Here is a 15,328-nt window from a genome sequence, read left to right as displayed (position 1 = left end):
GAATTCGTCGGCGGATAGCGGGTGGCGGTGGGGCGGAAGGAGCGGTCCGGCCGCGTTTGCCGGAGTCCGGCAAGCGGGTATCGGCATGCCGCGCCCGGGGACTCGGGATGAGCGGCGCGGCGTCAGGCCGACGTATGCGCGGGTGAGGGAGCATGCGTGATGTGCGGCATCCGCGTCCGCATGCGCATCGACATCGATTCCGATTCAGCCTCAGCGCCCGGTCGTGGCGACGACGACCGGGCGCTGCGCGTGCCGCCGGCCTACTTGACCAGCGCGCCGAGCGTCGTCGTCACGGGCGCGAGCAGCCCGCCGCCCGTCTTCGACAGCGCGCCGCCGGTGCTGCCGCCCGCGAGGCCCGCGACCGGCGAACTGCCGGCCGCACCCGACACCGCGCCCGTCGCGGCGCCGACCGCCGACGTGAGCGCGCCCGCCGGATTGCCGCCGCCCGTCGCGCCGCCGAGCGCGCCGGCCGCGGTCGACACGAGCCCCGTCACCGGCGCGAGCGGATTCGTCGTCGCCGCGCCGCCGCCGAGCAGCGTCGTGCCCGCCGTCGATACGGTGTTGCCGGTCGCCGTCACGACGTTGCCGACGCCGGTCGTGACAGGATTGCCACCACTCTTCGCGAGCATCGTGCCGGCGCCCGCGACACCGTTGCCGACGGTCGTCACGAGGTTCGTCAGCGGCGCGCCGAGCGGCGTGCTCGACGCGACGGTCTGCGTGACCGAGCCGACCGTCGACGTGATCGGCGTGATCGCCGAACTCGCGGCGCCCGTCACCTGCGCGACCGGGCCGCTCGACAGTTGCGTGCCGAGCGTCGTGCCGCCGCCGGCGATCGTGTTGCCGAGCATCGTGACCGCACCGCCGACCGGCGACGTGACAGGCGCGAGCGGCGCCAGCGCCGACCCGCTGCCGCCGAGGCTCGATACGACGCCGCCCGTCGCCGCGACGGCGTGGCCGACGTCGGTGACCACGCCGCCGGTGCTCGCGACCGTCGTGCCGACCGGGTTCGACGATGCGCCGAGCTGGCCGAGACCGGAGCCGATGCCGTTGCCAAGCGTGGTGACGGCCGCGCCGGCATCCTGCACGACGGCGCCGAGGCCCTGCGTGGTCGCCGCGTTCGTGCCCGGCAGCGACTGGCCGCCGAGCGCGGCGCCGACACCCGAGACGGCGCCGCCGGCGGCCGTCACGATATTGCCCGATGCATCGATCGTCTGGCCGAGTGCATTGGCAGAGGCGCCGCCGGCAGCGGTGCCGGTGCCCGAGTTTCCACTCGTGCCGCCCGTGCTGCCGACGGTCGATCCGCTGCTCGACGTGCCACCCGAACCGCTGCCTGCGCCGCCCGTCGTGGCGGTGGTATCGCCCGAACCCGATCCGGAGCCCGAGCCGCCGGTGCCCTGGCTCAGCGTGCCCGAGCCGCCGCACGCGGACAGCGACATCAGCGCCGCGGCGCCCGCTGCAATCAAGATCGTTCGGAATCCTGCTTGATGGATGGTCGGCGTGTTCATGTCTTCCTCGTATCGATTGAAGCAATGGGTCAGGCGGCCTGCGCGTGCGGCGGCGTGTCGTCGCTGCGCAGGCAAGACGGCTGGCGTGTCGAGTGGTGTCTCCCTGATTGACCTGTCGCCGTGTCGTGTTTTCGCCCGTGTCGGAATCCCGGATGATGGCCGGACGAGCGGATCGCATTCTTTCGTATCGCTTGCCGATCGTGCCGGATACCGCGGGATTCTTTGCGATCAGAGTAGGTCTGTCGCCGCAAGACTTCCTTTAATCATCGTTAAATTGAAGTAAGCGTCCGATTCACTGCTGAAATCGGGGTAGTCACGGTCGACGCAATGCGAATGGTGTGGATCGACTGCCGGGCGAACAGAGGGAGAGGAGGAGGAGGCGCGGAGACGTCAGGTGGAGGCGCTGCATGCAGCGACGTGCGGTCCGCCCGCATGGCGGACTCGCACGTCGGATCGACCGAAGCTCAGGCGGCCGGATACCACGCGTCGGTGAATTCGCTGACCTCGACGTCGGTCAGTTCCGGCCGCGCGGCCAGCCATGCGCGCACGGCCTCGCGGTCGGCGTCGGTCGTCGTGCCGCGCGGTGCGCCGGAGATCACGTATGCGCCGATGCCTTCGTCGGCGGATGCGACGGTCAGCAGGCCGTTCGCTTCGACGAAATCGATGAACGCGTCGATCAGCTGGCCGCGTTCGAGATCGCTGAGCTCGTTGCGGTACTGCGCGGTCGCGTTGAAGGCGAGTTCCTGGAATTCGCCGATGTGCAGTTTCTTGCGCTGGCGGCGGTTATGGCGTTGGCTCATGGTGCTCGATGAATGCGAAAAGGGTAACGGAAGGGCCGCGACGGTCGATTGCGCGTCGCGATGCGCGATCGACCCGGCGCGGCATCGAGATGCCGCACGGCGATGCCGGCACGTTTGCGCCGGCTGCCCGTGGGGGATGGGACAGCATGATACAGGTCGGGTCGGCCGCTGTCGTGCGGATCGGCCCGCGCAATGCAAGAAGCCCGCTTGCTGTCGCAGAGCGGGCTTCGATATTGGTTGCGGGGACAGGATTTGAACCTGTGACCTTCGGGTTATGAGCCCGACGAGCTGCCAGACTGCTCCACCCCGCGGCGCGAAGTGTACGTCGAATGTTGCGGCGAGTCAAACGATCGGTGCGGCATTCGCGGCAGGCCGGCACGGCGGACGAGACGACCCGGATTTTTCATCATCCTCTATGCCTGCGGTTGCGCCACGCTTGCGGCGGACAGCCAAACTGCGCGCCGAACCAGCGCGTGAAGGCGCTGTGGCTCGCATAGCCGAGCATGGTCGCGATCTGCCCCATCCCGTAGTGCGGGTTGGCGAGGTAACGCCGGGCGAGGTCGTGCCGCACTTCGTCGAGCAGTGTGGTGAACGACAGTCCCTCGGCATCCAGTGCGCGCTGCAGCGTGCGCATGCTGCGCCCCAGCCCTTGCGCCACGCCCGCGCAGGTGGCCCGGCCCGAAGGCAGCAGCAGATAGATGGCGCGGCGCACCTGCTGGCCGATGCTGGCATCGCGGGCGCTGATCTGGGCGTCCACCAGCGTCTGCGCGTAGCGGGCGAGCGTGGGGTCGGCCAAGGGGTTGGGCTCGTCCAGGTCGGCCGCCTTGCAGACGATGCCGTTGAATTCCGCGTCGAACGCCAGGCGGCAGGCGAACAGCCGCTTGTGTACGGACAGATCGCGCGGGGCCGAATGGGAAAAGCACACGCATTGCGGCCGCCAGCGCTCGTGCAGCAGCGCCGCACACATGCGGTAGAGCACGCCGATGGCGAGATCGACGGACTGCCGCATGGGCCGCCCGGCCACGATGTCTTCGCGCAGGATGACCACGCCGTCCACGTCTTCCATCTGAATGGCGAGCGATTCGTTCAGTACATGCGCGTAAGCAATCAGCGTGGCCAGCGCATCGCGCAGCGTAGGCTGGTGCAGCAGCAGCAGGCTCACCACGCCAAAGTGGGAAAGCTGGCGCGACTCGGCCATGCGCAGGCCCAGCGTGTCGCACTGAACCGCTTCGGCCGCGTCTTCGATCACTTGCACAGCCAGGGCGGCGTCGATGAGTTGATCGGGTTCGCGAACGAGCGCATGGCGCAGCCCCGCGACCCGCAGCGCCTTGTCCGCGTCACCGCCGAGGGCGCGCATGACTTCGGCAAAGCCGGTCAATGCCGCCGCGCGCACCAAAGTCACCATTTCCGCCCCCTCGGGGAAAACCCAGGCTGGCATGAAGAGTATAGCCAGTGGCACGAAATGCAAAGCGGGGAAACACCCGTATTCCTAAGATTGCACCTGTTGGACGAACGATCCACACGGCACCGTGAAGGAGACAAGCGATGCGTATCGAACCATTGACCTGCGCCATTGGTGCTGAAATCACCGGAGTGAACCTGGCCGACGCCGCCCGCGACGACGCGCTGTTTGCCGACATCCGGGACGCCTTGCTGAAGCACAAGGTCGTGTTTCTGCGCAACCAGGACATCGCCCGCGCCGACCACGTGGCGTTCGCGCGCCGCTTCGGCGAACTCGAAGACCACCCGGTGGTGGGCAGCGATCCGGAGAACCCGGGCCTGGTGCGCATCTACAAGTCGCCCGACGCACCCAACGATCACTACGAAAACGGCTGGCACGCGGACGCCACGTGGCGCGAAATCCCGCAAATGGGCGCCGTGCTGCGCTGTGTCGAGTGCCCGCCTGTCGGCGGCGACACCATGTGGGCCAACATGGTGCTGGCCTATGAAAAGCTGCCCCGGCACGTCAAGGACCTGATCGCGCCGCTGCGGGCGCGCCACAGCATCGAAGCGACCTTCGGCGCGGTCATGCCGATCGACAAGCGCCTGGCGCTCAAGGCCCGGTTCCCCGACGCCGAGCACCCGGTGGTCCGCACCCACCCGGAGACGGGCGAGAAGGTGCTGTTCGTGTGCGGCTTCACCACGCACTTCACCAACTACCACAACCCCGGCAACGTGCGCGTCGGGCAGGACTTCACGCGCGGCGCCTCCGACCTGCTGCAGTACCTGATCAGCCAGGCCGCCATCCCCGAATACCAGGTGCGTTGGCGCTGGAGGCAGGGCGACATCGCCATCTGGGACAACCGCGCCACCCAGCACTACGCGGTGATGGACTACCCGCCCTGCCACCGGAAGATGGAGCGCGCCGGAATCATCGGCACCCGGCCTTACTGAATCTCACCATCCGCATACTCAGGAGATACCACCATGAACTTCCTCGACGGCCATCTGTTCCCGGAAAACCAGCCGCCGCTGATCATTACTGCCGCGCCCTATGCGCCGTCGTATGTGCCGTCGGATTTCCCCGAGGACATCCCGGTCACGATGGAGGCGCAGATCCAGAAGGCCGTCGATTGCTACAACGCCGGCGCAACCGTGCTGCACCTGCACGTGCGCGAGCTGGACGGCAAGGGCAGCAAGCGGCTGTCCAGGTTCAACGAGCTGATCGCCGGCGTGCGTGCGCGCGTGCCGGACATGATCATCCAGGTCGGCGGCTCGATCAGCTTCGCGCCGGAAACCGAGGGCGCGGCGGCCAAGTGGCTGTCGGACGACACGCGCCACATGCTGGCCGAGCTGGACCCGAAGCCCGACCAGGTGACCGTGACGATCAACACGTCGCAGATGAACTTCCTGGAGCAGTTCGACTATCGCGACTGGCAGGGCAGTTCGCTGGAAGACCCGGCGGTTCACGGCGCCTACAGGGAAATGACCGTGCCGGCGCAACCCGGCTGGGCCGAGGAGCACATTCGTCGCCTGACGGCCGCGGGCATCCAGAGCGCGTTCCAGTGTTACAACCAGAACAGCTTCGAATCGGTCGAGCGACTCATTCGCCGCGGCATCTACAAAGGCCCGCTCGTGCTGAACTGGGTGGCGATCGGCGGCGGCATGGATTCGCCCAACGTCTACACGCTGGCCAACTTCGTGCGTGGCGTGCCCGACGGCGCGATGCTGACGGTCGAAAGCTCGGTGCTCAACGTGCTGCCCGTCAACATGATGGGCATCGCGATGGGCCTGCACGTGCGCACCGGCATCGAGGACAACCTGTGGAACCAGTCGCGTACCAGGAAGATCGGCACGGTCGAACAGATCGAGCAGCTGGTGCGGATCTCGCGCGAGTTCGGCCGCCCGGTCGCCACCGCGAAACAGGCGCGCGAGATCTGCAGGATCGGCGTGTTCTACGACACGGTCGACGAAACGCTGGCCGCCAACGGCTTCGCGCCGAACGCCCCCGGCCGCCAGCAGGGCTTCCTGCGCAAGGTCGCCTGAACATGCCCGCCGTTACGCCCACCATCCTCGTCGTCCCCGGTCTGCGCGATCACGTGGATACCCACTGGCAGACGCTGCTGGCCGCGCAATTGCCGCGCGTACGCACCGTGCCGCCGATGGGGCGCAGCCGTGAAGGGCTGGACTGCGCGGCGCGCGTGGAGGCCATCGAGCGCGAAGCCTGCGCCATCGACGGCCCGCTCGTGATCGTCGCGCACAGCGGCGGCTGCGTGATGGTCGCGCACTGGGCGCAGCGCACGCGCCGCGCCGTGAAGGGCGCGCTGCTGGCCGCACCGCCGGAATTCGAGCGTCCGATGCCCGACGGCTACCCGACACGCGATGAGCTGCGAGACGGCGGCTGGTTTCCCGTGCCGCTGCAACCGCTGCCGTTTCCGAGCATCGTGGCCGCCAGCCGCAACGACCCGCTCGCGCGCCATGAACAGGTGGAACACATGGCGCGCTGCTGGGGCAGCCGCCTGGTGGACCTCGGCAACGTGGGCCATCTCAACCCCGCGTCCGGCTATGGCGAATGGCCGCGCGCGCATGAATTCATCACCGAGCTGTCGGCTTGAACCGAGGAGACACGATCATGGTCAAGGCAGTGCGTTTTTACGAAACCGGCGGCCCCGAGGTGCTGAAGCTCGAACACGTCGAGGTGGGCGACCCCGGCCCCGGCGAGGCGCGCGTGCGCCACAGCTTCATTGCGCTGAACTTCATCGACATCTATTTCCGCACCGGACGCTATCCGCTGGACCTGCCCAACGGTCTGGGCTCCGATGCAGTGGGCGTGGTCGAGGCCGTGGGGCCCGGCGTCGATTATCTGAAGCCCGGCGACCGTGTCGGCTACCTGATCGGCCCGCAGGGCGCGTACGCCGAAGCGCGCGTGATGCCCGCGGCCGTGTTGATCCCGCTGCCCGACGGCATCAGCGACCGCACCGCCGCCACGCTGATGATGAAAGGCATGACGGCTCAGTACCTGTTCCGCCAGGTCTATCCGTTGAGCGGCGGTGAAACCATCCTGTATCACGCCGCCGCCGGCGGCGTGGGCCTGATCGCCTGCCAGTGGGCGCGCGCGCTCGGCGTGACGATGATCGGCACCGTGAGCACCGACGAGAAAGCCGCGCTCGCCAAGGCCAACGGCTGTGCGCACACCATCGTCACCTCGCGCGAAAACATCGTCGATCGCGTGAAGGAACTGACGGACGGCAAAGGCGTGAGCGTGGTCTACGACTCGGTGGGCAAGGACACGCTGATGGATTCCCTGAGCTGCCTGCAACCGCGCGGCCATTTCGTGAGCAACGGCACGTCGTCCGGGCCGGTGGTCGTCGATTCGCAACTGCTCGCAGCCAAGGGCTCGATCTGGATGACACGGCCTGCGATGATCCACTACATCCACCCGCGTCCGCACATGCTCGACATGGCGAGGGAATTGTTCGACCACGTGCTGGCCGGCAACATCGTGAGCGAGCCGCAGCAGGCGTTCGCGCTCGAAGACGCAGCCGACGCGCACCGCGCGCTCGAAGCGCGCAAGACGGTCGGGTCGACCATCCTCGTGCCGTGAGGCGGTCGGTGCGGGCGTGACGGAGGCCGTCGCGACGCGAGCGCAGTCTCGCCGCGATAACGAATCAAGGAGACGAAGATGGGAATGCATGCGATCACGGCCCCGGGCGACGCCCTTGCGCCCGCACCGACCGTATCCCGGGCATACGCGTGGAGCGTTTTCGCGTTGACGTTCGGCCTGCTGCTCGCCGACTACATGTCGCGGCAGGTGCTCAACGCGGTTTTCCCGTTGCTGAAGGCACAGTGGCTGCTGAGCGATACGCGGCTCGGCTCGCTGAGCAGCATCGTGTCGCTGATGGTCGGGCTGCTGACGTTCCCGCTGTCGCTGCTCGCGGACCGCTGGGGGCGGGTGCGCAGCCTGATCCTGATGGCCGTGATCTGGAGCGTCGCGACGCTCGGCTGTGCGGTGTCCGCGAACTACGGCCAGATGTTCGCCGCGCGGTTCGTCGTCGGCGTCGGCGAGGCCGCGTACGGCAGTGTCGGGCTCGCGGTCGTGCTGAGCGTGTTCCCCGCGCATCTGCGTGCGACGCTGTCCGGCTCGTTCCTGGCGGGCGGCGCGTTCGGCTCGATGCTCGGGATGGCGTTGAGCGGCGTCGTCGCCGCGCACTTCGGCTGGCGCTGGTCGTTCGCGACGATGGCGATCTTCGGGCTCGCGCTCGCCGGTGTCTACCGGATCGTCGTGACCGAGAAGCGTCTCGCACCCGGCGGCGATGCCGCCGTACTCGCGGCGCTGCGCCGTGCACGACCGAAGGTCACGCTGCAAGGCCTCGTGCCGGCGCTGTTCGCGTCGAAGTCGATCGTCTATGCGTACGTCGGCTGCGGTCTGCAACTGATCGTGCCGGGCGCGCTCTACGCATGGCTGCCGAGCTTCCTCGGCCGCTACTACGGGCTGCACGTCGACCGCGCGAGCGCGCTCGCCGCGGTGTTCGTGCTGACGACGGGCGTCGGGATGATCGTTTGCGGCATCGTGACCGACCGCATCAGCCGGCGCCATGCGCCGCGCAAGTGGACGGTCGCGGCCGCTTACTGCATGGGCTCGTTCGCGGCGCTCGGCGGCGCGTTCCTGCTGCATCCGGGAATGACGCAGCTCGTGCTGATCGGCATCGGCATGTTCCTCGCGGCGGGCAGCGTCGGGCCGTCCGGCGCGATGGTGGCCGATCTGACGCCGCCATCGATTCACGCGACCGCGATGGCGGTGTGGTCGCTCGCGAACAATCTGCTCGGCCTGGCGGCGGGCCCGGTACTGACCGGCATGATCGCGGACCGGATCGGGCTGCATGCGGCGCTGCAGCTGATTCCACTCGCGGCCATCGCATCGACCGCACTGTTCCTGACCGGCAAGCGCCACTACCCGGACGACCGGCGGCGGGTTGCCGCGTAGCGGCACACGCCACACCCACACGCAGTACCCGATCAAGACCGGAATCGCCGGATCGGCGATTCCGCGCGTCACGATAACAAACGACAACAAGCAGGGCATCCGGCCGGATCGGTCCGGCCGGCACAGGGAATGGAGGAGACGTCAGTGAAACTGAAATGGAGCGGTGGGGCTGCACTCGCGATGTTCGCGTGCGTGGCGCATGCGCAATCGTCGGTCACGCTGTACGGTGCGATCGATTCGGGCCTCGTTTATCAGAGTACGTCGGCGTCGTCGTTCGCCCCGACCGCGAAGAACAACGGGCACATGTTCGGCTTCAAGGATGCCGGCATCTATTCGAGTTTCTGGGGCTTGAAGGGCAGCGAGGACATCGGCGGCGGCTACAAGGTGAACTTCCGGTTGCAGGGGGTGTTCAACAGCGGCAACGGCAAGCTCGGGCTCGCGGACACGACGGGCGGCACCGCGGTGTTCAATCAGCAGGCGACCATCGGTATCTCGGGGCCGTTCGGCACGTTGGATGTCGGCCGCCAGTTCACGCCGATGATCTACGCGATGGCCGACACCGACGTCCGCAATGCGCAGTATTTCGGCAGCATCCTGAGCGCGTGGCTCGGACTGAACCAGGTGGCCGGCTGGTCCGGCACGAACACGAACGTGCCGATCGGCGCGCTGTACGACAGCAATGCGCTCGTCTACCAGTCGCCGAAGTTCTACGGCGCGTCGATCGGGCTCGAATACGCGCCGGGCGGCGTGCCGGGGCAGATCCAGGGCGGCGCGCGCGAGTCGGCGGTGCTCAGGTATTCGAACTACGGGCTCAATCTCGCGGCGGTTTACTACAACGCACACGACACCAACACCGCGGCGGCGACGCCGACCGGTCTGGCCAACAATCGCTTCTACTACGTCGGTGCGAAGTACACGTTCAGCGGATTGTCGGTGTCGGCGTCGTACGCGATCGGCAAGAATCCGTCGAACACGAGCCGCACGAACTACGAAATGATTTCCGGCGGCCTCGGCTACCAGTTCAGCCCGTTCTTCCGGATCACGTCGGGCTACTACTACCTGAAGGATCGCAACAACGGCGCGAACCATTCGAGCGAATACGCGGCGGGCGCCGAATACAGCCTGTCGAAGCGCACGATGGTCTATGCGCAGGTCGGCTACGTCGCGAACCACGGCACGATGAACCAGACAATCACATACGGTCAGCCCGTCGCGCCGGGCGTGTCGACGACCGCCGCGATGATCGGCATGCGACACACCTTCTGACGATGTGAAAGCGAAACGGAGAACAACGACGATGAAGATGGGGCATGGCATTCGAGCAGCGCTCGGCGTCGCTGTCGCGGCGGTGTCGATCGGCGCAGGGGCGCAGTCGGGGGCGTCGGCGGGCATGGCGGCGAGCGCGCCGGCCGGCGTGGGAGGCGCCGCGTCCGCGGGCACGCGTGCGAAGGTGATGCGGCAGGCGAACCGCGCGCTGCGGCGCAAGGTCTACGCGGCGCTCGCCCGGCACCGGGAGATCGACGCGGGCAGCATCAGCGTGACCGCGAAGGGCGGCGCGATCACGCTGAACGGCACGGTCGCCGAGGCGTCGCAGCTCGAGACGGTCGAGCAGGTCGCAAGGGAGGTCGCCGGCGTGACGTCGGTGACGAACAGGCTGGCCGTGCAGCGACCGCTCGGCCAGTGAGCGGCGTTCGCCGGGAACCCGGCATGCCTGTGGCTGCCGCCGATCCGGCGAGCGAGGTCGCGCCGTCCTTCCATGCGCATGGTTCGTGCCGGCGCTGACGATCGAAGGCGCGGCACGCGCCGGCATTCAGCGCGGATTTACATCAAGACGATGTCGTACTGCTCCTGACTCAAATTCGACTCCACCTGCAGCGACACCGGCTTGCCGATGAAGTCGATCAGCATCGCGAGATGCTGCGACTCCTCGTCGAGAAACAGGTCGATCACCTGCTGCGCGGCGATCACGCGGAATTCGCGCGGATTGAACTGGCGCGACTCGCGCAGGATCTCGCGCAGGATGTCGTAGCACACGGTGCGCGACGTCTTCACCTGGCCCTTGCCCTGGCAGGTCGGGCAGGGCTCGCACAGCACGTGCGCGAGCGATTCGCGCGTGCGCTTGCGCGTCATCTCGACGAGCCCCAGCTGCGAGAAGCCGTTGACGGTCACGCGCGTGCGGTCGCGCGACAGCGCCTTCTTCAGCTCGGACAGCACCGCGTCGCGATGCTCGGCGTTCTCCATGTCGATGAAGTCGATGATGATGATCCCGCCGAGATTGCGCAGCCGCAGCTGCCGCGCGATCGTATGCGCGGCCTCGAGGTTGGTCTTGAAGATCGTGTCGTCGAAGTTGCGCGCGCCGACGTAGCCGCCGGTGTTCACGTCGATCGTCGTCATCGCCTCGGTCTGGTCGATCATCAGGTAGCCGCCCGACTTCAGGTCGACGCGGCGCGACAGCGCGCGCTGGATCTCCGTCTCGATGTTGTACAGGTCGAACAGCGGCCGCTCGCCGGTGTAGTGGTGCAGCTTCGGGCTCACGGCCGGCGTGAATTCGGCCGCGAAATCGGCGAGGCGCTGGTAGGTTTCGCGCGAATCGACCTGGATGCGCGTCGTGTCGTCGTTCGCGAAGTCGCGCAGCACGCGCTGCGCGAGGTCGAGATCCTGGTACAGCAGGCTCGTCGCCGGCAGCCGCTGCGCCTGCGCGACGATCGTCGCCCAGGTCTTGCGCAGGTACGCGACGTCGCCGGCCAGCTCGTCCGAGGTCGCATCCTCGGCGATCGTGCGCACGATATAGCCGCCTTTCTCGTCCGGCGGGATCACGGCCGTCAGGCGCGCGCGCACGGCTTCGCGCTCGGCTTCGCTCTCGATCTTCTGCGAGATGCCGATATGCGGCTCCTGCGGCAGGTAGACGAGCGTGCGGCCCGCGATGCTGACCTGCGTCGACAGCCGTGCGCCCTTCGTGCCGATCGGATCCTTGATCACCTGGACCATCAGCGTCTGGCCCTCGAACACGGTCTTCTCGATCGGCTGGTGGGCGGCGGCCGACGGCGGCTCGCCCGCGATGCGCGGCTGCCAGATGTCGGCGACGTGCAGGAAGGCCGCGCGTTCGAGGCCGATGTCGATGAACGCCGACTGCATGCCGGGCAGCACGCGCACGACCTTGCCGAGATAGATGTTGCCGACCCGTCCGCGCGACAGCGTGCGCTCGACGTGAAGTTCCTGCACCGCGCCTTGCTGGACGAGTGCGACCCGCGTTTCCTGCGGCGTGAGGTTGATCAGGATTTCTTCGTTCATGGTGCGGTTCAGAAAGCGACGCGGGCGGCGCGCAGCAGCGCGGCGGTCTCAAAAAGGGGCAGACCCATGATACCTGAATGGGAACCGTCGATTCGCTCGACGAACTCGGCCGCGCGACCCTGGATCGCATACGCGCCCGCCTTGCCGAACGGCTCGCCGGTCTCGACGTAGCGCGCGAACGCGTCGCGCGGCGCGGCCGCGAAGCGCACCGACGAGCGCGACAGCGCGGGCGGCAGCAGCGCGCCGTCGGCGCCGACCACCGCGACCGCGGTCAGCACTTCATGTGCGCGGCCGGCGAGGCGCGTCAGCATCGCGAGCGCGTCGGCCGCGTCGGCCGGCTTGCCGAGGATCGCGCCGTCGATCGTCACGGTGGTGTCCGCGACCAGCACCGGCGCGGCCGGCCTGCCGCTCGCGACGAGCCGCGCACGCGCGGCTTCGGCCTTCGCGACGGTCACGCGCTGCACGTACGTGTCGGCGGACTCGCCGGGCAGTTCGGCCTCCAGCGCCTCGGCGTCCTCGTCGGCGCGCGGCAGCAGCAGTTCGAAGCGCACGCCGATCTGCTGCAGCAGTTCCTGGCGGCGCGGGCTTTGCGAAGCGAGATAAAGGGTCGGGAAGCGTTCGGAGGAGGAGGGGCTGGACGGCATGGTGTCGTTATCTCGTTGAGCGCGCGCGGCGCGCGTCGCGAGGACGACGCGTCAGGCGCGGTGGTAGGGGTGATTCTGCGTGATGCTCCACGCGCGGTAAAGCTGTTCGGCGAGCAGCACGCGCACCATGCCGTGCGGCAGCGTCATGCTGGAGATGCGCAGCAGCAGGTCGGCGCGGCCTTTCAGTTCGGGATCGAGCCCGTCGGCGCCGCCGATCACGAACGCGACGTCGCGACCGTCCTGCTGCCAGCCCGGCAGCGCCTGTGCGAGCTGCATCGTGGTCCAGTCGCGGCCGCGCTCGTCGAGCGCGACGATGCGCGCGCCCTTCGGCAGCGCGGCCTCGATCTTCTGCCGCTCGGCCGCCATCACGCTTTCGGCGCTGCGGCCGCCCGAACGCAGTTCGGGCTTGATCTCGCGCAGCTCGATGCGCAGCTCGGGCGGCATCCGCTTCGTGTATTCGTCGAAGCCGGACGCGATCCAGCCGGGCATCTTGTGGCCGACCGCGAGGATGTAAAGCTTCATCGGGACGATTCGGGCAGCTTAACGGCGGCGGGCGGCCGTCTTGCGCGCCGGGCGGGCCGGTGCGGCTTCTTCCTCGTCGTCTTCGTCGTCGCTCGCCCCGGCCGCGCCGTTCGGGCCCTTGCCGCCGCCGAGCTTCATCCGCACCGGCTTGTCGCCCCAGATTTCCTCGAGGTTGTAGTACTGGCGCAGCGCCGGCTGGAGGATGTGCACGACCGCGTCGCCGCAGTCGACCAGCACCCATTCGCCGGTATCTTCGCCTTCGGAGCTGACGACGTCGCCGCCGGCTTCCTTGACCTTCTCGCGCACGCTCGACGCGAGCGCCTTGGTCTGGCGGTTGGAGGTGCCCGATGCGACGACCACGCGGTCGAACAGTTCGGTCAGGTGGCTGGTGTTGAACACCTTGATGTCTTGCGCCTTGACGTCTTCGAGGGCGTCGACGATCACGCGCTGCAGTTTGCGGATATCCATGGAATCAGGAATGGTAGAGACGATGTTGAAGAATATAGGCCCAGACGGCGGCCGGCACATGCTCGGCCGACGCGTCGGGCATCCGGGCGCGACGCGCGAGGCATTCGCGCAGGTGCGCGCGGATGTCGGTCGCGGCGATGTCGAACGCGAGCGTCGTGTCGATCAGCAGCCGGCCGGCCGGCGTGGCCTTCAGCTGGTCGGCGCCGGCCTGCCGCGCGGCGATTTCCTGCGCGACGGCCGGCGACGCCGCGCCGAGGTCGAAGCCCGGGCGCGTCGCCGCGCAGATGTGCGCGTAGTCGAACAGCCTGCGCCAGTCGCGCCACGTGTCGAGGCGCACGAGCTGGTCGGCGCCGATCAGCAGCGACAGCGACGCGTCGGGGCCGATCCGCTCGCGCCAGCGCGCGAGCGTGTCGACCGTGTAGGTCGGGCCTTCGTGCTCGATCTCGTCGGTCGCGACGCTGACGCTCGCGCCCGGCAGCGAAAGCGACGCGGCGGCCGCGCGCGTCATCGCGAGCCGATGCTCGGCGGCCGACACGTCCCGTTTCTGGTACGGCTGCCCGGCGGGCAGCAGCACGACTTCGGTCAGGTCGAGCACCTCGGCGAAACGGCGCGCGAGCGCGAGATGGCCGTCGTGGATCGGGTCGAACGTGCCGCCCAGCAGGCCGATACGGCGCGGCAGCGGGGCGGGGCGGGCGGTGGTGTCCAGAAAACGCGTCCTTTTGTTGGGGCGGGGCAGCGCGGCGGGCTCAGACCCAGTCGCGCGGCACGATGAAGTCGCTGTACAGGCGCGCTTCCGGCGAACCCGGCTCGGGCTGCCAGTTGTAGCGCCAGTTCGCGACCGGCGGCATCGACATCAGGATCGACTCGGTGCGGCCGCCGCTTTGCAGGCCGAACAGCGTGCCGCGGTCGAATACCAGGTTGAATTCGACGTAGCGGCCGCGGCGATAGGCCTGGAACTCGCGCTCGCGCTCGCCGTACGGCAGGTCGACGCGGCGCTCGACGATCGGCAGGTAGGCCGACAGGAACGCGTCGCCGACGCTGCGCATCATGTCAAACGACCGTTCGAATCCGGGCTCGGAGAAATCGTCGAAGAAGATCCCGCCGATGCCGCGCATCTCGTTGCGGTGCTTCAGGAAGAAATACTCGTCGCACCACTTCTTGAAGCGCGGGTACAGTTCGGCGCCGAACGGATCGAGCGCGTCCTTGCAGGTCTGGTGGAAATGCCGGGCGTCGTCCTCGAAGCCGTACACCGGGGTCAGGTCCATGCCGCCGCCGAACCAGAAGACCGGCGCTTCGCCGGGCTTCGTCGCGATCAGCATCCGCACGTTCATGTGCACGGTCGGGCAGTACGGGTTGCGCGGGTGCAGCACCAGCGACACGCCGAGCGCCTCGAAGCCGCGGCCCGCGAGCTGCGGGCGCGCCGCGCTCGCCGACGGCGGCAGCGCATCGCCCGCGACGTCGGAAAAGCCGATTCCCGCGCGCTCGAACACGCGGCCGCCTTCGAGGATCCGCGTGCAGCCGCCGCCGCGCAGCCGCTCGGCGGGACCGCGCTGCCAGGCATCGGTCGCGAGCGGCGTGCCGTCGAGTGCGCCGAGCGCATCGGCGATGCGCGTCTGCAGGTCCTGGAGATACGTGCGCACGCGCGCCACGTCGTAGGTCGAATCGGTCATGTGG

Annotated in this window: 16 protein-coding genes and 1 tRNA gene; 7 read left to right on the top strand and 10 right to left on the bottom strand. The window is 68.3% G+C overall.

Annotation, left to right across the window (positions count from 1 at the left end; genetic code table 11):
* Positions 1–260: 260 nt before the first annotated feature.
* From WS57_RS30425 to WS57_RS30410, 4 genes are all read right to left on the bottom strand, one after another.
* A complete protein-coding gene (locus WS57_RS30425; protein WP_059519564.1) occupies positions 261–1,505 on the bottom strand; it encodes a collagen-like triple helix repeat-containing protein in 1,245 nt (414 codons plus the stop codon).
* Positions 1,506–1,969: 464 nt separating this feature from the next.
* Positions 1,970–2,305 (bottom strand): YggL family protein, encoded by a 336-nt coding sequence (locus tag WS57_RS30420; protein ID WP_009691293.1) that lies wholly within the window; start codon positions 2,303–2,305, stop codon positions 1,970–1,972.
* A gap of 234 nt (positions 2,306–2,539) precedes the next feature.
* Positions 2,540–2,616 (bottom strand) — tRNA-Met (locus tag WS57_RS30415).
* Between the two features lie 95 nt (positions 2,617–2,711).
* The gene (locus tag WS57_RS30410) at positions 2,712–3,710 is read right to left on the bottom strand and encodes an AraC family transcriptional regulator (RefSeq protein ID WP_009691294.1); all 999 of its coding nucleotides are present in this window, start codon (positions 3,708–3,710) and stop codon (positions 2,712–2,714) included.
* 140 nt (positions 3,711–3,850) lie between these two features.
* Between WS57_RS30410 and WS57_RS30405 the strand changes: the two genes are divergently transcribed.
* From WS57_RS30405 to WS57_RS30375, 7 genes are all read left to right on the top strand, one after another.
* Positions 3,851–4,699: a TauD/TfdA dioxygenase family protein gene (locus tag WS57_RS30405; protein ID WP_069245247.1), complete on the top strand. Its 849-nt coding sequence runs from the start codon at positions 3,851–3,853 to the stop codon at positions 4,697–4,699.
* A gap of 33 nt (positions 4,700–4,732) precedes the next feature.
* Positions 4,733–5,791 (top strand): 3-keto-5-aminohexanoate cleavage protein, encoded by a 1,059-nt coding sequence (locus WS57_RS30400; RefSeq protein ID WP_009691296.1) that lies wholly within the window; start codon positions 4,733–4,735, stop codon positions 5,789–5,791.
* Between the two features lie 2 nt (positions 5,792–5,793).
* Positions 5,794–6,360, top strand: a complete 567-nt coding sequence (locus WS57_RS30395; protein ID WP_059519560.1) for an RBBP9/YdeN family alpha/beta hydrolase — start codon at positions 5,794–5,796, stop codon at positions 6,358–6,360.
* 17 nt (positions 6,361–6,377) lie between these two features.
* Positions 6,378–7,349, top strand: coding sequence for a quinone oxidoreductase family protein (locus WS57_RS30390; protein WP_009691298.1), 972 nt, complete (start codon positions 6,378–6,380; stop codon positions 7,347–7,349).
* A gap of 78 nt (positions 7,350–7,427) precedes the next feature.
* Positions 7,428–8,729, top strand: a complete 1,302-nt coding sequence (locus tag WS57_RS30385; RefSeq protein WP_059519558.1) for an MFS transporter — start codon at positions 7,428–7,430, stop codon at positions 8,727–8,729.
* A 144-nt stretch (positions 8,730–8,873) separates the two neighbouring features.
* Positions 8,874–9,995, top strand: a complete 1,122-nt coding sequence (locus tag WS57_RS30380) for a porin (RefSeq protein ID WP_059519556.1) — start codon at positions 8,874–8,876, stop codon at positions 9,993–9,995.
* Between the two features lie 31 nt (positions 9,996–10,026).
* Positions 10,027–10,413, top strand: coding sequence for a BON domain-containing protein (locus WS57_RS30375; protein WP_059519554.1), 387 nt, complete (start codon positions 10,027–10,029; stop codon positions 10,411–10,413).
* A 137-nt stretch (positions 10,414–10,550) separates the two neighbouring features.
* Here WS57_RS30375 and rng read toward each other — a convergent pair whose 3' ends face one another.
* From rng to hemF, 6 genes are read right to left on the bottom strand one after another with little or no spacing between them, the layout of a single operon-like run.
* Complete coding sequence (gene rng, locus WS57_RS30370) at positions 10,551–12,020, bottom strand: ribonuclease G (protein WP_009691303.1); 1,470 nt, start codon at positions 12,018–12,020, stop codon at positions 10,551–10,553.
* 8 nt (positions 12,021–12,028) lie between these two features.
* Positions 12,029–12,664, bottom strand: coding sequence for a Maf family protein (locus WS57_RS30365; protein ID WP_040127880.1), 636 nt, complete (start codon positions 12,662–12,664; stop codon positions 12,029–12,031).
* A 51-nt stretch (positions 12,665–12,715) separates the two neighbouring features.
* A complete protein-coding gene (gene rlmH / locus WS57_RS30360; RefSeq protein ID WP_009691797.1) occupies positions 12,716–13,186 on the bottom strand; it encodes a 23S rRNA (pseudouridine(1915)-N(3))-methyltransferase RlmH in 471 nt (156 codons plus the stop codon).
* A gap of 18 nt (positions 13,187–13,204) precedes the next feature.
* Positions 13,205–13,654, bottom strand: coding sequence for a ribosome silencing factor (gene rsfS / locus WS57_RS30355; RefSeq protein WP_060300811.1), 450 nt, complete (start codon positions 13,652–13,654; stop codon positions 13,205–13,207).
* A 4-nt stretch (positions 13,655–13,658) separates the two neighbouring features.
* Complete coding sequence (locus WS57_RS30350; protein WP_081055824.1) at positions 13,659–14,390, bottom strand: nicotinate-nucleotide adenylyltransferase; 732 nt, start codon at positions 14,388–14,390, stop codon at positions 13,659–13,661.
* A gap of 10 nt (positions 14,391–14,400) precedes the next feature.
* Positions 14,401–15,324, bottom strand: a complete 924-nt coding sequence (hemF, locus tag WS57_RS30345) for an oxygen-dependent coproporphyrinogen oxidase (RefSeq protein WP_009691793.1) — start codon at positions 15,322–15,324, stop codon at positions 14,401–14,403.
* Between the last annotated feature and the right edge of the window lie 4 nt (positions 15,325–15,328).

The sequence above is a fragment of the Burkholderia pseudomultivorans genome (genome assembly GCF_001718415.1).
Lineage (GTDB): Bacteria > Pseudomonadota > Gammaproteobacteria > Burkholderiales > Burkholderiaceae > Burkholderia > Burkholderia pseudomultivorans_A.
Note: the sequence above shows the minus strand (reverse complement) of the source record. Positions and strands in the feature narration are given on the sequence as shown.

Bases quoted from the DNA above. Each gene is read 5' to 3' on its own strand.
- WS57_RS30385 (WP_059519558.1), top strand. From the start codon at position 7,428: ATGGGAATGCATGCGATCACGGCCCCGGGCGACGCCCTTGCGCCCGCA.
- WS57_RS30425 (WP_059519564.1), bottom strand. From the start codon at position 1,505: ATGAACACGCCGACCATCCATCAAGCAGGATTCCGAACGATCTTGATT.
- rlmH (WP_009691797.1), bottom strand. From the start codon at position 13,186: ATGAAGCTTTACATCCTCGCGGTCGGCCACAAGATGCCCGGCTGGATC.
- WS57_RS30400 (WP_009691296.1), top strand. From the start codon at position 4,733: ATGAACTTCCTCGACGGCCATCTGTTCCCGGAAAACCAGCCGCCGCTG.
- WS57_RS30390 (WP_009691298.1), top strand. From the start codon at position 6,378: ATGGTCAAGGCAGTGCGTTTTTACGAAACCGGCGGCCCCGAGGTGCTG.
- WS57_RS30395 (WP_059519560.1), top strand. From the start codon at position 5,794: ATGCCCGCCGTTACGCCCACCATCCTCGTCGTCCCCGGTCTGCGCGAT.
- rsfS (WP_060300811.1), bottom strand. From the start codon at position 13,654: ATGGATATCCGCAAACTGCAGCGCGTGATCGTCGACGCCCTCGAAGAC.
- WS57_RS30405 (WP_069245247.1), top strand. From the start codon at position 3,851: ATGCGTATCGAACCATTGACCTGCGCCATTGGTGCTGAAATCACCGGA.
- WS57_RS30420 (WP_009691293.1), bottom strand. From the start codon at position 2,305: ATGAGCCAACGCCATAACCGCCGCCAGCGCAAGAAACTGCACATCGGC.
- rng (WP_009691303.1), bottom strand. From the start codon at position 12,020: ATGAACGAAGAAATCCTGATCAACCTCACGCCGCAGGAAACGCGGGTC.
- WS57_RS30410 (WP_009691294.1), bottom strand. From the start codon at position 3,710: ATGGTGACTTTGGTGCGCGCGGCGGCATTGACCGGCTTTGCCGAAGTC.
- hemF (WP_009691793.1), bottom strand. From the start codon at position 15,324: ATGACCGATTCGACCTACGACGTGGCGCGCGTGCGCACGTATCTCCAG.
- WS57_RS30375 (WP_059519554.1), top strand. From the start codon at position 10,027: ATGAAGATGGGGCATGGCATTCGAGCAGCGCTCGGCGTCGCTGTCGCG.
- WS57_RS30365 (WP_040127880.1), bottom strand. From the start codon at position 12,664: ATGCCGTCCAGCCCCTCCTCCTCCGAACGCTTCCCGACCCTTTATCTC.